This window comes from Burkholderia orbicola, assembly GCF_900100915.1.
Classification (GTDB): domain Bacteria; phylum Pseudomonadota; class Gammaproteobacteria; order Burkholderiales; family Burkholderiaceae; genus Burkholderia; species Burkholderia orbicola.
On the sequence record NZ_FNKW01000002.1, the window covers coordinates 732,886 to 749,229 of the forward strand.

Consider the following 16,344-nt stretch of genomic DNA (forward strand, 5'->3'; position numbering starts at 1 on the left):
ACCGGCTAGACTGTCGCCCGATTCCTTCTATCGGCCGCGGCGTCCCGCCTCCTGCCGCCGCCGGAACGCCCCTTCCCGGAGAACGAATGCTGAAGCGCCAGTGGTTTTCGCTCGTGCTGCTGACGGTTTGCCTGCTCGGGCAACGCGCGTCGGCCCAGTCCACGCTCGAACTCGACACCGACGGCACGACGCGTGCCCTCACCCGCCAGACGTTGCTCGCGCGCGCCGATGCGGCCGACATCCACGTGCCGCGCGATATCGCCTACGGCAGGCCGATGACGTTCCGCGCGGTGCCGTTCGCCGCGCTGCTCGGCGACACGCCGCTGCCGGCCGACGGCGTGCTCGAAACGCGCGCGGCCGACGGTTTTGCCGCGCAACTGCCGCTCGAGCTCGTGCGCCGCCGCGCGCCGGCCGGCGCGATCCCGTGGCTCGCGATCGAGGACCCGGCCCATCCATGGCCGAAGCTGCCCGGCAAGCAGGTCGGCGCGGGGCCGTTCTATCTCGTCTGGCTCGGACCGGACGCGTCGTCGGTGCGCGGCGAGCAGTGGCCGTACCAGATCGTGCGCATCACGATCGAATCGTCGCCGCTCGCGCGCTGGCCGTCGCTCGCGGTCGACACCGCGTTGCCCGCGAACGACCCGGCCCGCGCGGGCCAGCGCCTGTTCGTCACGCAATGTCTCGCGTGTCACCGCGTCGACGGCGCGGGCAGCAGCCACGCCGGCCCCGACCTGAACACGCCGATGAACCCGGTCGACTACTTCCAGCCCGCCGCGCTGCGCCGCTACATCCGCAATCCGGCATCGGTACGCGACTGGCCGGGCCGCAGCATGCCGGCGTTTCCTCCGGATCAGTTGAGCGATCGCGAACTCGACCAGATCGTCGCGTATCTCGCGTATATGGCGCGGCGCAAGGCGGCAAGATAACGCGCGCCATCCATCCGGCCGCACCCGCCGCGCTTACGCTTCCTGCGCGCTCTGCAACACCGCGCGCAACAGCACGTCGGCGCCGGCCGTCGCCCATTCCGGCGTAATCGCTTCGGCCTCGTTGTGGCTCAGCCCGTCGACGCACGGCACGAAGATCATGCCGGTCGGCGCGACACGCGCGACATAGCACGCGTCATGCCCCGCGCCGGACACGATGTCCATGTGCGACAGTCCGAGCGAACGCGCCGCGTCACGCACCGTGTCGATGCAGCGTGGCGCGAACGGCACCGGCGCATACGTGAAGATCTGCTCGATCCGCGCGCCGAGGCCGGTTTCGTCGGCCAGGCGCGCGAGTTCCGCGCGCAGCGCGGCGTCCAGTTCATCGAGGACCGCATCGTCGGGGTGACGGAATTCCACCGTGAAGAAGCAGCCGCCCGGCACCGTGTTACGCGAATTCGGCCGCGCCTCGATCATCCCGACCGTTGCGCGCGCATCCGGTGCGTAGCGACGGCCGAGCACTTCGATGAACGAGATCATCCGTGCCGCGCCCACCAGCGCGTCGCGACGGAACGCCATCGGCGTCGTACCGGCATGCGCGTCGACCCCGGTGAGCGTCACCTCGTACCAGCGCTGCCCCTGCCCGGCCGTCACGACGCCGATCGTCTTGCCGGCCCGTTCCAGAATCGCGCCCTGCTCGATATGCAGTTCGTACGCCGCGTGCACCGGATAGCCGCCGACCGGCTCCGCGCCTGCGTAGCCGATCCGTTCGAGCTCCTCGCCGATCGTCCGGCCCGTGCCGTCGCTGCGCGACAACCCGTATTCGAGCGTATAGACACCCGAGAACACGCCGGCCGACACCATCGCCGGCGCGAAGCGCGAGCCTTCCTCGTTGGTCCAGATCACGACGTCGACCGGGCGCTCGGTCTCGATGCCCGCGTCGTTCAGCGCGCGCACGACTTCGAGCCCGCCGAGCACGCCGTAGATGCCGTCGTAGCGGCCGCCGGTCGGCTGCGAATCGGCATGCGAGCCCGTCATCACCGGTGCGGCGTCCGGATTGCGGCCTGCGCGGCGCGCGAACACGTTGCCCATCCGGTCGACGCGCACCGTGCAGCCGGCGTCGCGCGCCCACTGCACGAACAGGTCGCGCGACTCGCGGTCGAGATCGGTCAGCGCAAGACGGCACACGCCGCCCTTCGGCGTCGCGCCGATCTGCGCCATCCGTTCGAGTGATGCCCACAGGCGGTCGCCGTCGACGCGCGGCATGCTCGCGGTATCGGCATCGTTACGCATCGCCGTTCTCCGGCGCGCGTTGCAGCGCATAGCGAAAATCGCAGCGCTTGCCGCCCTGCATGATCGTGCTGGTGCGCGTGAGCGCGATGTCCGGCGCATAGCCCTGAATGAAATAGCTGTCGCGCGCGCAGCTCAGCAGGTGGCCGATCTCGCCGAGCCCCATCGCGTGATACATCTCCGCATAGCTGCAGCGATGCACGTCGTAGTCGTAGTGCGCGTCGTCCGCGCGCCGCACCTCGACGTCGAGCGCATCGTCCTTCTCCCACAGCACCTGCAGCGCGATGAACGACTTCACGCTCGTGCCGTCCGGCTCCTGCGCGGCGAACGTCCGGCCCGCGTCGACGGCCGCGCCGCGCACGGCTTCCGCGATCACGGCCTGCGCGCGCTCGGCGCCGAACTCGCGCTTCATGATCTCGTAGATCGGCTTGATGATTTCCGCTTCGATGCGGCGTCGCGCGAGGATCCCGAGGCGTGTGTCCTCGGGTGCGGCGGCGGATGTCGGGTGCGCTTCTGTCATGGGGATCGTCCTGGTTTTTGTCGTTTTGTTGTTACTTGGCCGCGGTGCGCGAGCCGCCGAGCACGTCGACGACGGCCCACTTGCCGCCGCGCACCTGGTAGATCGTGAAGGCCGGGTCCTTCAGGTTGCCTTCGGCATCGAACGCGACGCGCCCGGTCACGCCCGGCCGATCGATCGCACGAACGGCCGCGACCAGCTTCGCCGGCTCGGTCGTGCCGGCCTTCTGCGCGGCCGCGATCAGCGTGGCGGCCGCGTCGTACGCGAACGGCGCATGCAGCTCGATCGGCGCGTGAAAGCGCGCCTGGTATTGCGTGTCGAACGCCTTGCCGCCCGGCATCCGGTCGAGCGGCAGGCCCGGTTCGAGCGCCGTCACGCCGTCGCCGTCCTTGCCGGCGAGCGACAGGAAGGTCTGGCTCACGAAGCCGCCCGCACCGAGCAGCGGCGCGTTCACGCCGAGCTGGCGCATCCGGCGCGCGATCGGCGCGGCCTGCGCGTCGAGGCCGCCGAAGAACACGAGGTCCGCGCGCTTGCCCTTGATCGCGGTCAGCACGCCGCTGAAGTCGGTCGTCTTGTCGTTCACGTACTGACGATCGACGATCGTGCCGCCGTTCGCCTGCACGCCCTTGATGAACTGGTCGGCCAGCCCCGCGCCGAACGACGTGCGATCGTCGAGCACCGCGATGCGCTTCGCCTTCAGCGTCTTCACCGCGTACGCACCGGTGAAGTGTCCGCCTGCATCGTCGTGACCCATGATGCGGAACGCCGTCGCGTAGCCCTGCTGCGTGTATTGATGGCCGGTGGAGGCCGGCGCGATCTGCGGAATGCCCGCATCGCGGTACACGCGCGACGCCGGCACGCTGCAGCCCGTGTTCCAGTGACCGACGACGCCGATCACGTGCTGGTCGACGAGTTGCTGCGCGACCGCGACGGCCGTGCGCGGGTCGGACTGGTCGTCGGCCGCGACGAGCTTGTAGACGACCGGCTTGCCGCCGATGGTCGGATGCTTCGCGTTCGCGTCGTCGATCGCGAGTTGCGCGCCGTTCTGCAAGTCCTTGCCGATCCGCGCGGACGGGCCGGTGAGCGGCGCGGCGAGACCGATCAGGACCGTCTGCGGAGCGGACTGCGCGAACGCGGGAACGGTGGCCACCAGGGCGGCCGCGGAGAAGGCAAGGCGGGTGGAGAAGAAGGCGATTTTCATGTGCGGGGTCGGTCAGTCGGATCAAAAAACATGAAAAATATTAAATATTCGACATCCAAACCCCAAATACCCAATTATTGGATGCTTATACCGTTCCCGTCACATTAGCGTATATCCCTGTAAATACAGGATATTTTTGTGTTGTCGCTTACCCCGACTTTTCGATAAAATTCGATACATGAAAAATATCGAACAATTGCCGCACGATCCGCCGCTGCGCGCGGTGCGTGCATTCGAAGCATTCGCGCGTCTCGGCTCGGTCACCGCGGCGGCGGGCGAACTCGACATCACGCCGTCGGCGGTCAGCCATCAGCTGCAACTGCTCGAGGCGTTCATCCAGACGCCGCTGACGGTACGCGAAGGCCGGCTGCTCGCGCTCACCGACGAGGGACGCGACTACTACCGGTCGATCAGCGCGGCGTTCTCGGTGCTGCGCAGCGCCACGCGCTTCGTGCGCGATCGTTCGTCGCTGCGCCAGATCACCGTCAGCCTGATTCCGCTGCTCGGCATCGGCTGGTTCATTCCGCGGCTGCATGCGTTCCTGGCCGACAACACCGACGTCGACGTCACGGTGCTGTACGCGCATCACCGCAACTACCGAAGCGATGCGTCGGATCTGTCGATCCGCTTCGGCACCGGCGACTGGCCCGGCTACCGCTGCGAGCGGCTGCTGCCGGGCGCGATGGTGCCGATGTGCAGCCCGTCGTTCCTGAAGCGTCATGGGCCGTTCCGCACGCCGGCCGATCTCGCGCGCGCGCCGCTGGTGCATGACGAGGATCGCAGCACGTGGGTCAACTGGCTGCAGGGCGCCGGCGTACGGCACGTGTCGCACGCGGTGGGGCCGATGTTCGAGGACGGCCAGCTCACGCTGAGCGCCGCCCGCGCCGATCTCGGCGCCGCGCTGCTGCGCGCGCCGCTGGTCCAGCGCGAACTGGCGAACGGCGAGCTGGTGCAACTGTTCGACCACGCGCTCGACGATGGGCGCGACTACTACCTGTGCACGCGCGAGGACGCGGACATGCCGGACGGGGCGCGGCGGCTGGCGGAGTGGTTGCGGGAGATGGCGGGGATTTGAGCGGGGTGTGCCCCGCCTGCCGAACCGGGAATCGGCATTCGCTTCGGACAGGCGGCGATCTTGCATTTGCGCGGCCGGATATCGATGATGACTGCGTCAAGTCATGGAGGTTGCAATGCATACGATCCCGGTCGACCTGTCGGATGACCAGCATGCCGCGTTGAGCATCATCGCAGGGGCCAGGGACCGCCCCCGCGCCGAAATCATCGGCGACGCAATCGATGCCTATATCGCGCGACACGAACACACACTTGTCAACAATGTGTTCGGTCTATGGAAGGGGCGCGAGATTGCCAGCCAGGAGGACCTGCGTTCGGAATGGTGAAGGCATGTACAGCCTCTGCCCCGCACGAATTGCCTTCGGCCCCCGCCAATCAAGGGCCGGAAGCAGATAGAAAATCCCGATGCCTCGGATTGAAACAAGCAATTTCACAAGCTCAGGGTGAACCCGGATACTGGCAACACTCCACTCACCACTGACGAAAAGGAATTGTCCAGATGCCGATCATCAACACCCAAATCAAGCCGTTCAAGGCAACCGCTTACCACAACGGCGAATTCGTGCCCGTGTCGGAAGAGAACTTCAAGGGCAAGTGGTCCGTCGTCGTGTTCTACCCGGCCGACTTCACGTTCGTCTGCCCGACCGAACTGGGCGACCTCGCCGACCGTTACGCGGAATTCCAGAAGCTGGGTGTCGAAATCTACGGCGTGTCGACCGACACGCACTTCACGCACAAGGCATGGCACGACACGTCGGACACGATCGCCAAGATCAAGTACCCGCTGGTCGGCGACCCGACGCTCACGCTGTCGCGCAACTTCGACGTGCTGATCGAGGAAGAAGGGATGGCGCTGCGCGGTACGTTCGTGATCAACCCGGAAGGCGAGATCAAGCTGTGCGAAATCCACGACAACGGTATCGGCCGCGACGCAGGCGAACTGCTGCGCAAGGTCCAGGCCGCGCAATACATCGCCGCGCACCCGGGTGAAGTGTGCCCGGCCAAGTGGACGCCGGGTGCGGAAACGCTGACCCCGTCGCTCGACCTGATCGGCAAGATCTGACGATCGTTCCGCGCACCTCGCCCGAGGCGCGCGACGGCGGGCCACGCCTCGCGCGGCCCGCGCCCTCCTCCGGCACGACGTGCCCGACCAGCATTATCAATACGGAATCCGAAACGCCATGCTCGACGCCAATCTCAAGAACCAACTCAAAGCGTACCTCGAAAAGATCACGCGCCCGATCGAACTCGTCGCCTCGCTCGACGACAGCGCGAAATCGCAGGAACTGCTGGCGCTGCTGAACGAGATTGCGTCGCTGACGGATCGCGTGACCGTAACCGAACGCCGCGACGACGCCGAGCGCAAGCCGTCGTTCTCGATCGGCGAGCCCGGCAAGCCGGCCGGCATCCGCTTCGCCGGCATCCCGATGGGCCATGAATTCACGTCGCTCGTGCTCGCGCTGCTGCAGACGGGCGGCCATCCGATCAAGCTCGACGACGACGTGATCGAACAGATTCGCGCACTCGACGGCGACTACGCGTTCGAAACGTTTTTCTCGCTGTCGTGCCAGAACTGCCCGGAAGTCGTGCAGGCGCTGAACGTGATGTCGCTGATCAACCCGCGCATTCGCCACGTCGCGATCGACGGCGCGCTGTTCCAGGATGAAGTCGAGTCGCGCCAGATCATGGCCGTGCCGACGATGTTCCTGAACGGTGCATCGTTCGGCCAGGGCCGCAGCAGCGTGAAGGAAATCCTCGCGAAGCTCGATACGGGCGCCGGCGAACGCGCGGCGAAGTCGCTCGAAAACAAGCCGGTGTTCGACACGCTGATCGTCGGCGGTGGCCCGGCGGGCGCCGCTGCCGCGATCTACTCGGCACGCAAGGGCATCGCGACGGGTGTCGTGGCCGAGCGCTTCGGCGGGCAGGTGCTGGACACGATGGCGATCGAGAACTTCGTGTCGGTTCAGGAAACCGAAGGGCCGAAGTTCGCGACCGCACTCGAGCAGCACGTGAAGCAGTACGACGTCGACATCATGGACGTGCAGCGCGCCGACGCGCTGATTCCGGGCGACGTACACCAGATCCGCCTCGCGAACGGCGCGGTGCTGAAGGCGAAGACGATCGTCCTCGCGACCGGCGCACGCTGGCGCGAAATCAACGTGCCGGGCGAGCGCGAATACCGTAACCGCGGGGTCGCGTACTGCCCGCACTGCGACGGCCCGCTGTTCAAGGGCAAGCGTGTCGCGGTGGTCGGCGGCGGCAACTCGGGCGTCGAGGCCGCGATCGACCTCGCCGGCATCGTGAAGGAAGTCACGCTGATCGAATACGGCGCGCAACTGCGTGCGGACGAAGTGCTGCAACGCAAGCTGCGCAGCCTGCCGAACGTGACGATCGTCACGCAGGCGCAGACGACCGAACTGACCGGCGACGGCAGCAAGCTGAACGGGCTCGTCTACAAGGATTTGCGTTCCGGTGAAACGAAGCGCGTGGACCTCGAAGGCGTGTTCGTGCAGATCGGCCTCGTGCCGAACACCGAATGGCTGAAAGGCACGGTCGAACTGTCGAAGCACGGCGAGATCGTCGTCGATGCACGCGGCGCGACGTCGGTGCCGGGTGTGTTCGCGGCCGGCGACGTGACGACGGTGCCGTTCAAGCAGATCGTGATCGCGGTCGGCGAAGGGGCGAAGGCGTCGCTCGGCGCCTTCGATTACCTGATCCGGCAGGACGTGGCGGCGCCTGCGGCCACTGCGCAGCCGCAGGCCGAAGAAGCGGTCGCCGCCTGACGGGCGTCAACGCACCGGCATCACAGTTTGTCTCTCTTGGCCCCGCATGCTTTGGTCGGCGTGCGGGGCCCTTTTTATGCCGAAGGCGTTCGCGGTTACTTGGTCGCGGCCGTGCCGCCGTCCGCCGGGACGGGCGCCGTCGACTTGATACTGCTCGACTGCCTGACCAGTTGCTCGGTCATCGCGGCCGCCACCGGATTCGCGCCGGACGACGCACTTCCCTGCCGGTACGAACCGGTGCTCGCCGGCATCGAAGAGATCGACGACATCGACGGCGGCGGCAACGACGGGTCGAGCTTCGCCGATTCCCTGACGAGCGCGGCCGTCTCCGGCGTTTCGGATTTCATCGCGGCCGGCGGCGCGGCAGCGGCGGCGTGGCGTTCGAGGCCGTCGCGCTTGCGCGGCGCGCGTTGCGTGACCTGTGCTCGCTGCGTGCTCTGTGCGGGCGCAGCCGACCGAGCGGGTTGGACCGATTGGGTGGGTTGAACGGCCGCAGTCTGGGCCGGAGCCGGGGCCGGCGCCGGAGGGGTCGAATCCTCCGGGTTCACCGTCACGACGTTGACCTTCGGCGGCGGTGCGGCCGGTTTCGTCACCGGTTGCGGCTTGTCGCTGACGACCGGAACCGGTGCAGGCGCGGCATCGACGCGCGCGGTTGCGGCCGGTGCGGGCGTGGGTGCGGTTGGTGCGGGAGGTGGCACGGCAGCCGCCTGCTTCGGCGCCGTCGCGGCGGCCGGTGCGGGCGGCGCGATCGCGCCCTGTACCGCGTGATCGTTGCCTGCGGGCGCCGCGGCAACAGGCGCGGCCGAATCGCCGATGCCGGCGTCTTCGATCGCACGGTGGTCCGCGCGCAGCAGCATCACGTACGCGGTGCCGGCCGCGGCTACCAGGAGCCCGCCAGCGATCATGATGGTTTTACGGGTACTCGTCATGCTTGCTCACCGACATATCGATGTGAACAAGCCATCATACGCGGCCAATGCGCGTTGATCTCGTACGAATACATTTGGTTGCATTGATGACGGCGCGAGGCCATCGGCGCCGCGCCGTACTATCGTCAGACGGAAAAAACCGCCCGCCCGCGCCCGTCAGATGCAGAAGATCGCGACCGCGATCCCGCCGAACAGCAGCCATTTGACGATGTAGTACACGGTGCGATTCCACGCCTTCAAGCGCTTGCCCGCGCGGCGAATCGCATACAGGTACCGGAACGCACGATTGAGCCCGCCCGTGCGATCGCCCGTTTCGTTCGGCGACGCGGCCGCGCGCATCAGCAGTTGCCCGAACGCATCGTTGACGCGCTGCGCCCAGCGATATTTCATCGGGCGATCGATGTCGCAAAACAGGATCACGCGATCGTGCGCGGTGCGGTTTTCGGCCCAGTGCAGGTACGTCTCGTCGAACATCACGGCCTCGCCGTCGCGCCATGCGTACGACTCGCCGTCGACGACGATCCGGCACGCGTCGTCGTTCGGCGTGTCGAGCCCGAGGTGGTAGCGCAACGAGCCCGCATATGGATCGCGATGCAGCCCGAGCGTCCCGCCCGGCGGCAACTGCGCGAACATCGCCGCCTTGATCGACGGAATCCGCGACAGGATCTCGACCGAGCGCGGACACAACGCCTGCGCGGACGGATGCGGCGCGTCGTACCACTTCAGGTAGAAACGCTTCCAGCCGTGGCGAAAGAACGAATTGAAGCCGATGTCGTTGTACTCGCCCGACGCCCTGATCCGGCTCGCATCGCGCAACGCGAGCGCTTCGCGGCGGAACGTGCGCCATTCGCGCTGCAGCACCGCGAGCTCCGGAAAGTGCTCCGTGTCGAGAAACGGCGTGGTCGGCACCGACGAGAACGCGTATGAAAAGCAGTTCAGCGGTGCGGTAAAGGTCGAGTGGTCGGAGAGTTGCCTGAACAACCGGTGCCGAACCTTGCCGCGCCGATGCGTGTACACGACACACGCAATGAACACGATCAACAGGACCCAGCGCATCGATATTTCCCCCATAGCTCTTTTGAAGAAATTCTAGAGACGAGGAAAATTTCTTGCTCTGACGGTGAGATCGCATGTGTGGGTCTCGCAACGGACGAGATGGCCAATCGATCCGTGCCAAAACGCCGAAAAGCCCGTATATACGGGCTTTTCGGGCAATCTGCATGCATGCGCGACAGGCTACCGACGCACGCGCCGGCAGCGATTATTCCGGAAACGGCAAATCAGTTTGTCCTTCTGCGCGCATACCGAACGTGTTGAGCGTCATCGCCACGAGCGCGTAATAGCCGAGCAGCGCGACGAGATTCACGACGGTTTCGTGGCCGAAGCGCGCCTGTGCATGCGCGAACGTCGCATCGCTCACGCGACGCGTGTCGTACAGCTCGGTGGCGAACGCATGGATCAGCGCATCGTCGTCCGATTCGAATACGGGCGCGACGCCGCGGCGGATCGCGTCGGCCGTCGCGGCCGGCACGCCGGCCTCGAGCGCGATTGGATGATGGATGTGCCACTCGGCCTGCGAGCGCCAGCGCGCGGCCGTCACGAGAATCGCGAGCTCCGACAGGCGCAGCGGCAGCCCGGTGCGATAGCGGCAGAACGCGCCGAGCTTCTGCGCGTGCTGGGCCAGTTCGGGGCTGGCGATCCAGCCGAGGAACGGCCCGTTCAGGTTGCCGCGCGGGCCGCTGAGAATGTCGGCGAGCACGGCCTTCTGTTCGTCGGTGGCCGATGCGGGATCGAAGGGAGGCAGTCTGTCTGTCATGGTGAGGATTCGGTGAGATCGGGGTTCATGCGCCGGCCGACGCGAGCGCCGCGCCGATCGCGCCGGACAGCCGCTCGACGATCGTGTCGATCTGCTGCGCGGTGCACACGAACGGCGGCGCAATCAGGATGTGATCACCGTGCACGCCGTCGATCGTGCCACCCATCGGATACACCATCAACCCCCGCTGCATCGCTTCGCGCTTGACCGCCGCATGTAGCTTCAACGCGGGATCGAAGGTCGCCTTGGTGTCGCGATCGCGCACGAGCTCGACGCCGACGAACAGCCCGCGGCCGCGCACGTCGCCGACATGCGGATGCGTGCCGTAATGCTCGCGCAACGACGCACGCAGTTGCTCGCCGCGCGCCTTCACGTTGTCGAGCAGCTTGTCTTCGGCGATCGCACGCTGCACTTCGAGCGCGGCCGCGCAGGCGGTCGCGTGGCCGAGGTAAGTGTGGCCGTGCTGGAAGAAGCCCGAGCCGTCGACGATCGTTCGATAGATGCGGTCGCTCACCAGCGTCGCACCGATCGGCTGGTACCCCGCGCCGAGCCCTTTCGCGATCGTCAGCAGATCGGGGGCGACGTCGTCTTCGTCGCATGCATACAGATAGCCCGTGCGCCCCATCCCCGACATGATCTCGTCGAGAATCAGCAGCACACCGTACTTGTCGCACACCGCGCGAATCTTCTTCAGGTACGTGCGCACCGGCGGCACCGCGCCAGCCGTCGCGCCCACCACCGTTTCCGCGACGAACGCCGCGACGTTTTCCGCGCCGAGCTCGACGATCTTCCGTTCGAGCTCGTCCGCGAGGCGCTGCGCGTACGCTTCGTCGGTTTCCCCCGCCTGCTGGTCGCGGTACGCATAGCACGGGCTCACGTGGTGCGCTTCGATCAGCAGCGGCAGGAACGGCTCGCGCCGCCAGGCATTGCCGCCGATCGCGAGCGCGCCGAGCGTGTTGCCGTGATAGCTCTGGCGCCGGGCGATGAAATGACGACGCTGCGGCTCGCCCTTCTCGACGAAATACTGGCGCGCGAGCTTCAACGCGGCTTCGATCGCCTCCGAGCCGCCCGACACGAAGTACACGTGGTCGAGCCCGGCCGGCGCGCCGTCGACGAGCCGGTCGGCCAGTTCCTCGGCCACATCGGTCGTGAAGAACGACGTATGTGCGTAAGGCAACTGCTGCGCCTGTCGCTTGATCGCGTCGATCACGCGCTGGTTGCTGTGGCCGAGACACGATACGGCCGCGCCGCCGCACGCATCGATATAGCGTTTGCCGGTCGAATCGATGATCTCGATGCCGTCGCCTGCGACGGCAACGGGCAAGGTGGCGCGCGGGGCGCGATGGAAAACGGTCGTCATGCGTGGCCTCATGGATCAGGATGCGCGGTGTGCGCGTCCGGACGGCACGATACGCGTCGCGAAGCGCTGCGTGCCGTGTTGATGGACAGTGAAGTCGATCGCGGTGTCATGAATCTCGAACACCGCGGTCGCCAGCGTGTTCTCGTCGTCGGGATCGGCCGGATCGTCGCGATAGATCGGCAGCCCTTCCGGCGCGCGATCGCCGAGCACGCTCAGCAGCGCGGCGGCGTCGATCGTGTCGATGCCGGGCGTCAGCGCATCGACGCGGCGCTGGCGGTCGGCCGACGACTGCGTGACGATCTGTGCTTCCGCGTCGCAGCCGGCATGCACGAGATGATTCGCGTGCCCACTGAGGTGCGCGACGTCGACGATCGAGCAGCGCGCGACGCTGGCCTCGATGCTCAGCAAGCGCGCATCGTCGGTCGCACCGAGCGTGTGATGAAAGCCGCTCGCACGCGCATGCGATCGCAGCACGTCGGCGGCCGCATCGAGCGACGTCGCGTCGAGCACGGCGCGCGCGAGGATCATGCGCGGCACGCCCGGCGCCGGCGTGCGGATTCGCAGGTTGTTGATCGCCTGCGCGATACCCGCGCGGTTCGCGGCAAAGGTATGGCCCGGCAGCGATCCCGGGTAGTAGAAACTGACGAAACCCGGCTTGCCCGCCGGCTGCACGTCGACGAGCAGGCAGCGCTCGCGCAGGTACGGATCGCCGTCCTCGTTGTGCGCGATCCAGCGCGTGCCGTTCGCCTCGCGCGCGGCGAGCGTCGTGCAGCCGTCCGGCGCGTTGTGGATCAGCTCGCCGCGGCAGTTCCACAGGAAGATGTCCTCGGCCGGCCAGCCGATGCCCGCCGCGATGCCGTCGAGTTCGGCGACGAGATCGGGATACGCGGCAAGCGCGGCCTGCCGCAGCACCGCGACGAACGGATGACCGCGCCAGCGGCGCACGGCCTCCCATGCGCTGCTCTGCTGCATGTACGCGTCGAATACCGGGCGGGCAAGCTCGCCCAAGCGCACGCCGATGTCGAACGGCGTGCCGGCGATGACGGGAGAAAGGGAAAGCGGCATGTCGGCGGGTTCGGTTCCGTTCAGGATACGTGTTTCAGGAATTCCTTCAGGCGCGGCGTCGGCGGCCGGTCGATCAGGTCGACCGGATGGCCGTCCTCGGCAATGCCGCCCTGATCCATGAACAGCAGCCGCGTGCCGACCCGCTTCGCGAAGCCGATCTCGTGCGTGACGACGATCATCGTCATCCCTTCGGTCGCGAGATCCTGCATCACTTTCAGCACTTCATGGCGCAGCTCCGGATCGAGCGCCGACGTCGGCTCGTCGAACAGCATCAGCCGCGGCCGGATTGCAAGCGCACGCGCGATCGCGACGCGCTGCTGCTGGCCGCCCGACAGCTCCGACGGGTAATGATTCGCGCGCGATTCGAGGCCGACCTTGTCGAGCAGCGCCATCGCCTGGTCGCGTGCGTCGGCGCGCGACGCGCCGCGCACCTGCATCGGCCCGAACATCACGTTCTCGAGCGCGGTCATCTGCGGGAACAGGTTGAACTGCTGGAACACCATGCCGGCTTCGAGCCGGATGTTGCGGATCGTCGTCGCGTTGCCGCGCACGCTCTGGCCGTCGACCAGCAGCTCGCCGCCGGTGATTTTCTCGAGCGCGTTGATACAGCGCAGCATCGTCGACTTGCCCGAGCCCGACGGGCCGACCACGACGACCACCTCGCCCGCGTCGATCTTCAGGTCGATGTTCTTCAGCACCGGCACGTGGCCGAAGCTCTTCGACACGTTCTGGAATTCGATCATGCTCATAGGATACGCATCCTCTTCTCGACGATCCGCAGCGTCAGCGTCATCGCGCCGGTCAATATCAGATAGATGACGGCCACCGCACTCCAGATCTCGACTGCCTGGAAATTGCCCGCGATGATTTCCTGCCCCTTGCGCGTCAGTTCGCCCACGCCGATCACGATGAACAGCGACGTGTCCTTCAGGCTCACGATGCACTGGTTGCCGAGCGGGGGAATCAGCCGCCGGAACGCCAGCGGCCCGACGATCTTCAGCAGCACGCGCGGCATCGACAGGCCCATCGCGAGCCCCGCCTCCGTCAGCCCCTTCGGGATCGACAGCAGCGCGCCGCGCACCACTTCCGCGAGATACGCGCCGGAATTCACCGTGATCGCGATGATCGCGGCCGTCAGGCCGTCGATGCGGATATGCGCGAGCAGCGGCAGTGCGAAATACAGGAACATTACCTGCACGACGATCGGCGTGCCGCGGATCAATTCAATATAGACCTGTGCGAGCACGTTCATCACCTTCGGTCCGTATGCGCGGAACATCCCCGCGATCATCCCGACGATGAAACCGCCCACCAGCCCCAGTAATGCGATGAACACCGTCAACCGGACCCCGTCCATCAGGTCCGGCAACGCCGCCCAGATCGCCGACCAATCGAAATTCACTTGTCGCTCCCCGTTCGAATCAAGACCGGCGCGGCCGCCCGGCCGCGCCATGGCACCTGGTCACGCTCACATCTTCGGCGGCTCGGCGCCGAACCACTTCTTGTAGATCTGCGCGTAACGGCCGTCGGCCTTGATCTTCACGAGCGACGCATTGACCTTCGGCACGAGCGCGCTGCCCTTCGGGAAGCCGATCCCGTACTTGTCGCCGCTGACCGGCTGGCCGGCGACCTGCACCTTGCCCTTGCCTTCGTTGTTCACGAAGAACAGCACGTTCGGCGTGTCGTGCATCGCTGCGTCGACGCGGCCGGCTTCCAGCGCGAGATAGGCCTGGTCGATGTTCGGGAACTGACGGACCTCCTTCGGCTTCAGGTGCGCCTTGATCCAGTCGATCGTCGCGGTGCCCGTCTTCGCGGCGATCACCTTGCCGTTCAGGTCGTCGATCGACTTGATCGACGTATTGCCGGCTTGCACCATCGCGGCGAGCCCGCTGTCGTAGTACGGCGCGGAGAAGTCGATCGCCTTCTTGCGCTCTTCCTTGATGGTCATCCCCGACAGCGCGACGTCGATGTTCTGCGTCTGCAGCGCCGGGATCAGGCCCGCGAAATCCATCGGCTGGATCGTGTATTTCCAGCCCTGGTCCTTCGCGATCTCGGCCCACAGGTCGAGATCGAAGCCGACGTACTTGTCGCCCTGCTTGAACTCGAACGGCATGAACGACGTATCGGTCCCGACGACGAGCGTCTTGGTGTCCGCGTGCGCGAGGCTGGCGCCGAGCGCGGCAGCAACCGCGACGGCTTTCAGGAAGGAACGGCGACTCATGGCATTTCTCCGCATGGTTGAGCGATGTAACCGGCCGGCTGGCCGGGGAACGACGACATCAAGCCGCACCGCAACATGCGATGTTGAATTAGACATTAGTGCAACAAGTGTTGTCAATGGCGATACTACGACAACAAAAAAGTCCGCAACAAATAAATGCATCGAGGCAAACCCGGGGCGCGCGGCGGGATAGATAGATCGGAGGAAAGTGGCGGATGGCGGGCGACACGCACGGGGCGGGCGTGCAGGTTGTACGACGGTAATGGATGAACGGATGCGCGGGCGCTGCCCCGCAAAAATCGGCGGCTTGATGGGGAGCGAATCCGTCGAGGTTGATCGCATTCACAATGATTGTAACGCGTAACGTTACAAGCTATACTTGCCTTGCGTCTTGTGCGAGATGCTTTGATTCACTGCCAAAAGGAGAGCTTTCACCATGCGTAATTTCTATGATCAAGAGCTTTCGCCATAAAGGCATTCAGCGCTTCTTTGAATCTGGCTCCACAGCGGGCATTCAAGCGGCGCACATGAGCAAACTTAAGCGGCTACTCTCTGCGTTGAACCGGGCGAAAAGCCCGAACGACATGAACCAACCGGGGTGGCGGTTGCACCCTTGGAAGGGAACCGGCGACGGTGTATGGTCGGTCGACGTGAACGGAAATTGGAGGTTGACGTTCGAGTTCGATGGGGAGGATGCAGTCCTCGTCGATTATCTCGATCCTCACTGACAGGCCGCTTCTACTACGGTTCTACAGTACAGCGTTCATTACAATGGCTATGTCCATCATGTTTGACCCGCCGCATCCCGCGGCAATCCTTCGGGAAGATGTGCTTCCGGCACTGAACCTGACGGTGACTCAAGCGGCAGAACAACTGGGCGTTTCGCGCGTCCAGTTGTCCCGTGTTCTCAACGAAAGGGCGAGTATCTCGCCCGATATGGCGCTACGCCTCGAGCAGTGGCTTGGTGTGGAGCGCGGCGGCCGAGCTGATTTCTGGCTCGGCATGCAGTTGGACTATGACCTGTGGCAGGCACGAAAGCATGCGCCGACGAAGGTTAAGCCTGCCCCTTCAGAGGCAGCGCATGCTTAACGAGAAACCGGCTTTGGTCCGGATCCCTATTCAGTTAAAGCCCGCCTTGCGCGGGCTTTTTTATTAATGATTCGTCGCC

At 65.8% G+C, this 16,344-nt stretch carries 18 protein-coding genes; 7 read left to right on the forward strand and 11 right to left on the reverse strand.

The window, feature by feature from the left end; genetic code table 11:
- Positions 1 to 86: 86 nt before the first annotated feature.
- Positions 87 to 923: a c-type cytochrome gene (locus tag BLS50_RS20135; RefSeq protein ID WP_074803704.1), complete on the forward strand. Its 837-nt coding sequence runs from the start codon at positions 87 to 89 to the stop codon at positions 921 to 923.
- Between the two features lie 33 nt (positions 924 to 956).
- Here the strand turns inward: BLS50_RS20135 and BLS50_RS20140 are convergent, their stop codons facing one another.
- Genes BLS50_RS20140 through BLS50_RS20150 form a run of 3 tightly spaced genes read right to left on the reverse strand, consistent with a single transcriptional unit; the run spans position 957 to position 3,928 of the window.
- A complete protein-coding gene (locus BLS50_RS20140; RefSeq protein ID WP_074803706.1) occupies positions 957 to 2,213 on the reverse strand; it encodes a Zn-dependent hydrolase in 1,257 nt (418 codons plus the stop codon).
- Positions 2,206 to 2,730 (reverse strand): L-2-amino-thiazoline-4-carboxylic acid hydrolase, encoded by a 525-nt coding sequence (locus BLS50_RS20145; protein WP_011547968.1) that lies wholly within the window; start codon positions 2,728 to 2,730, stop codon positions 2,206 to 2,208. The genes BLS50_RS20140 and BLS50_RS20145 overlap by 8 nt, the downstream gene beginning before the upstream one ends.
- A gap of 31 nt (positions 2,731 to 2,761) precedes the next feature.
- Entirely contained in the window at positions 2,762 to 3,928 is a 1,167-nt protein-coding gene (locus BLS50_RS20150; RefSeq protein WP_074803708.1) for a branched-chain amino acid ABC transporter substrate-binding protein, read from the reverse strand.
- Between the two features lie 178 nt (positions 3,929 to 4,106).
- Here BLS50_RS20150 and BLS50_RS20155 point away from each other — a divergent pair, with 178 nt between their 5' ends.
- The 4 genes from BLS50_RS20155 (at position 4,107) to ahpF (ending at position 7,785) form a co-directional block, all read left to right on the forward strand.
- Positions 4,107 to 5,003: a LysR substrate-binding domain-containing protein gene (locus BLS50_RS20155; protein WP_074803710.1), complete on the forward strand. Its 897-nt coding sequence runs from the start codon at positions 4,107 to 4,109 to the stop codon at positions 5,001 to 5,003.
- A gap of 115 nt (positions 5,004 to 5,118) precedes the next feature.
- On the forward strand, positions 5,119 to 5,328 hold the full coding sequence (locus BLS50_RS20160; RefSeq protein ID WP_043887649.1) for a CopG family ribbon-helix-helix protein: 210 nt from the start codon (positions 5,119 to 5,121) through the stop codon (positions 5,326 to 5,328).
- A gap of 173 nt (positions 5,329 to 5,501) precedes the next feature.
- Positions 5,502 to 6,065, forward strand: a complete 564-nt coding sequence (gene ahpC / locus BLS50_RS20165; RefSeq protein WP_011547973.1) for an alkyl hydroperoxide reductase subunit C — start codon at positions 5,502 to 5,504, stop codon at positions 6,063 to 6,065.
- Positions 6,066 to 6,183: 118 nt separating this feature from the next.
- Positions 6,184 to 7,785, forward strand: coding sequence for an alkyl hydroperoxide reductase subunit F (gene ahpF, locus BLS50_RS20170; protein WP_011547974.1), 1,602 nt, complete (start codon positions 6,184 to 6,186; stop codon positions 7,783 to 7,785).
- Positions 7,786 to 7,880: 95 nt separating this feature from the next.
- On the opposite strand, the gene BLS50_RS20175 is transcribed toward ahpF, so the two are convergent.
- The 8 genes from BLS50_RS20175 to glnH all read right to left on the reverse strand — a co-directional run bounded on the left by BLS50_RS20175 (position 7,881) and on the right by glnH (position 15,176).
- Complete coding sequence (locus BLS50_RS20175) at positions 7,881 to 8,714, reverse strand: extensin (RefSeq protein ID WP_074803712.1); 834 nt, start codon at positions 8,712 to 8,714, stop codon at positions 7,881 to 7,883.
- Positions 8,715 to 8,870: 156 nt separating this feature from the next.
- Positions 8,871 to 9,770: a lipid A hydroxylase LpxO gene (gene lpxO / locus BLS50_RS20180; protein WP_074803714.1), complete on the reverse strand. Its 900-nt coding sequence runs from the start codon at positions 9,768 to 9,770 to the stop codon at positions 8,871 to 8,873.
- A gap of 205 nt (positions 9,771 to 9,975) precedes the next feature.
- Positions 9,976 to 10,530, reverse strand: coding sequence for a carboxymuconolactone decarboxylase family protein (locus tag BLS50_RS20185; protein WP_074803716.1), 555 nt, complete (start codon positions 10,528 to 10,530; stop codon positions 9,976 to 9,978).
- A 25-nt stretch (positions 10,531 to 10,555) separates the two neighbouring features.
- Complete coding sequence (locus BLS50_RS20190) at positions 10,556 to 11,890, reverse strand: aspartate aminotransferase family protein (protein WP_074803718.1); 1,335 nt, start codon at positions 11,888 to 11,890, stop codon at positions 10,556 to 10,558.
- Between the two features lie 15 nt (positions 11,891 to 11,905).
- On the reverse strand, positions 11,906 to 12,955 hold the full coding sequence (locus tag BLS50_RS20195) for a C45 family autoproteolytic acyltransferase/hydolase (RefSeq protein ID WP_074803720.1): 1,050 nt from the start codon (positions 12,953 to 12,955) through the stop codon (positions 11,906 to 11,908).
- Positions 12,956 to 12,975: 20 nt separating this feature from the next.
- Positions 12,976 to 13,704, reverse strand: a complete 729-nt coding sequence (gene glnQ, locus BLS50_RS20200) for a glutamine ABC transporter ATP-binding protein GlnQ (protein WP_011547980.1) — start codon at positions 13,702 to 13,704, stop codon at positions 12,976 to 12,978.
- Positions 13,701 to 14,408, reverse strand: coding sequence for a glutamine ABC transporter permease GlnP (gene glnP, locus BLS50_RS20205; RefSeq protein ID WP_176934263.1), 708 nt, complete (start codon positions 14,406 to 14,408; stop codon positions 13,701 to 13,703). The genes glnQ and glnP overlap by 4 nt, the downstream gene beginning before the upstream one ends.
- 15 nt (positions 14,409 to 14,423) lie before the next feature.
- Complete coding sequence (glnH, locus tag BLS50_RS20210; protein WP_012338385.1) at positions 14,424 to 15,176, reverse strand: glutamine ABC transporter substrate-binding protein GlnH; 753 nt, start codon at positions 15,174 to 15,176, stop codon at positions 14,424 to 14,426.
- Positions 15,177 to 15,625: 449 nt separating this feature from the next.
- On the opposite strand from glnH, the gene BLS50_RS20215 reads away from it, so the two are divergent.
- Together BLS50_RS20215 and BLS50_RS20220 are read left to right on the forward strand one after the other, a co-directional pair.
- Positions 15,626 to 15,904 carry a type II toxin-antitoxin system RelE/ParE family toxin gene (locus BLS50_RS20215; protein ID WP_074803724.1) on the forward strand — a complete coding sequence of 93 codons (279 nt, stop codon included), beginning with the start codon at positions 15,626 to 15,628 and terminating at the stop codon, positions 15,902 to 15,904.
- A gap of 49 nt (positions 15,905 to 15,953) precedes the next feature.
- Positions 15,954 to 16,265: a HigA family addiction module antitoxin gene (locus BLS50_RS20220; protein ID WP_074803726.1), complete on the forward strand. Its 312-nt coding sequence runs from the start codon at positions 15,954 to 15,956 to the stop codon at positions 16,263 to 16,265.
- The last annotated feature ends 79 nt before the right edge of the window (positions 16,266 to 16,344 follow it).

Coding starts and splice junctions, on each gene's coding strand:
- ahpF (WP_011547974.1), top strand. CDS start 6,184: ATGCTCGACGCCAATCTCAAGAACCAACTCAAAGCGTACCTCGAAAAG.
- BLS50_RS20175 (WP_074803712.1), bottom strand. CDS start 8,714: ATGACGAGTACCCGTAAAACCATCATGATCGCTGGCGGGCTCCTGGTA.
- BLS50_RS20150 (WP_074803708.1), bottom strand. CDS start 3,928: ATGAAAATCGCCTTCTTCTCCACCCGCCTTGCCTTCTCCGCGGCCGCC.
- BLS50_RS20135 (WP_074803704.1), top strand. CDS start 87: ATGCTGAAGCGCCAGTGGTTTTCGCTCGTGCTGCTGACGGTTTGCCTG.
- lpxO (WP_074803714.1), bottom strand. CDS start 9,770: ATGCGCTGGGTCCTGTTGATCGTGTTCATTGCGTGTGTCGTGTACACG.
- glnP (WP_176934263.1), bottom strand. CDS start 14,408: ATGGCGCGGCCGGGCGGCCGCGCCGGTCTTGATTCGAACGGGGAGCGA.
- glnQ (WP_011547980.1), bottom strand. CDS start 13,704: ATGAGCATGATCGAATTCCAGAACGTGTCGAAGAGCTTCGGCCACGTG.
- BLS50_RS20185 (WP_074803716.1), bottom strand. CDS start 10,530: ATGACAGACAGACTGCCTCCCTTCGATCCCGCATCGGCCACCGACGAA.
- BLS50_RS20220 (WP_074803726.1), top strand. CDS start 15,954: ATGTCCATCATGTTTGACCCGCCGCATCCCGCGGCAATCCTTCGGGAA.
- BLS50_RS20155 (WP_074803710.1), top strand. CDS start 4,107: ATGAAAAATATCGAACAATTGCCGCACGATCCGCCGCTGCGCGCGGTG.
- ahpC (WP_011547973.1), top strand. CDS start 5,502: ATGCCGATCATCAACACCCAAATCAAGCCGTTCAAGGCAACCGCTTAC.
- glnH (WP_012338385.1), bottom strand. CDS start 15,176: ATGAGTCGCCGTTCCTTCCTGAAAGCCGTCGCGGTTGCTGCCGCGCTC.
- BLS50_RS20215 (WP_074803724.1), top strand. CDS start 15,626: ATGATCAAGAGCTTTCGCCATAAAGGCATTCAGCGCTTCTTTGAATCT.
- BLS50_RS20190 (WP_074803718.1), bottom strand. CDS start 11,890: ATGACGACCGTTTTCCATCGCGCCCCGCGCGCCACCTTGCCCGTTGCC.
- BLS50_RS20160 (WP_043887649.1), top strand. CDS start 5,119: ATGCATACGATCCCGGTCGACCTGTCGGATGACCAGCATGCCGCGTTG.
- BLS50_RS20195 (WP_074803720.1), bottom strand. CDS start 12,955: ATGCCGCTTTCCCTTTCTCCCGTCATCGCCGGCACGCCGTTCGACATC.
- BLS50_RS20145 (WP_011547968.1), bottom strand. CDS start 2,730: ATGACAGAAGCGCACCCGACATCCGCCGCCGCACCCGAGGACACACGC.
- BLS50_RS20140 (WP_074803706.1), bottom strand. CDS start 2,213: ATGCGTAACGATGCCGATACCGCGAGCATGCCGCGCGTCGACGGCGAC.